General features: G+C 36.9%; 1 protein-coding gene. It reads left to right on the top strand.

Going from position 1 to position 985, the window contains the following annotated elements; genetic code table 11:
• Window positions 1-921 (top strand): ADP-forming succinate--CoA ligase subunit beta (gene sucC / locus ACP5Q2_RS09845; protein WP_428099613.1); only part of this gene is annotated, 921 nt, incomplete at its 5' end.
• Window positions 922-985 lie beyond the last annotated feature (64 nt).

The raw sequence follows: 985 nt of genomic DNA, 5'->3' as shown, positions 1-985 counted from the left end.
CTTGTAGAAAAAGTATCAAGCATTAAAAGGGAGCTTTACTTTTCTATTACTATAGATAGAACCATAGGAAAACCAGTGGTTATTGCTTCAAAAAGGGGTGGTATGAGTATAGAAGAGGTAAGTGAGCTCTACCCGGAAGACATCATAAAAATACCGATAGATCCAGCGGTAGGCTTTTTGCCATACCAGATAAGAAGATTAAAGTACGATCTTGACCTTGTTGAACAGGAAAAAGAAATATCAAGAATCGTAAGTAACCTGTACAAACTGTTTATGGATAAAGACTGCTCGCTTTTAGAGATGAACCCGCTTGTAGTAACAGATACAAACCACTTGGTAGCCCTTGATGCAAAGATAGAAATAGATGACAATGCAATATTTAGAAGAAAAGAAATAGCAAAGATGAGAGATTTAACTGAATATGACCCAGATGAGCTTGAAGCACGTTTTGCTGGTTTAAATTTTATCAAGCTTGATGGTGATATAGGCTGTATGGTAAATGGTGCAGGTCTTGCTATGGCTACAATGGATGTTATCAAGTTTGCAGGTGGAAACCCGGCAAACTTTCTTGATGTAGGTGGTGAAGCTACTCCAGATACCATAGCAAAAGGCTTTGAGATAATAACCAGAGACCCAAAAGTAAAAGCTATATTCATAAATATATTTGGCGGTATTGTGCGATGCGATAAAGTGGCAAATGGTATATTGCAAGCCCTAAAGACAGTAGAAGTAAAAGTTCCAATCGTAGTAAGGCTTACCGGTATGAATAAAGAAGAAGGTATGGAAATGCTAAAAAACAGTGGCCTTGCATTTTCTGTAGCCCAGGACATAAAAGAAGCTGCTCATATGATAACTCAAATAACAAAACCAAAAAAAGAAGAAAACCAAACAACAAAAGAAACCAATAAGAAGGAGAAATAAATATGGCTATAGCTGTATATAAAACAAGCAGGGTAATAGTACAAGGCATTACAGGCAAAGAAGG

This window comes from Calditerrivibrio sp. (assembly GCF_049968475.1).
GTDB lineage: Bacteria > Chrysiogenota > Deferribacteres > Deferribacterales > Calditerrivibrionaceae > Calditerrivibrio > Calditerrivibrio nitroreducens_A.
Note: the sequence above shows the minus strand (reverse complement) of the source record. Positions and strands in the feature narration are given on the sequence as shown.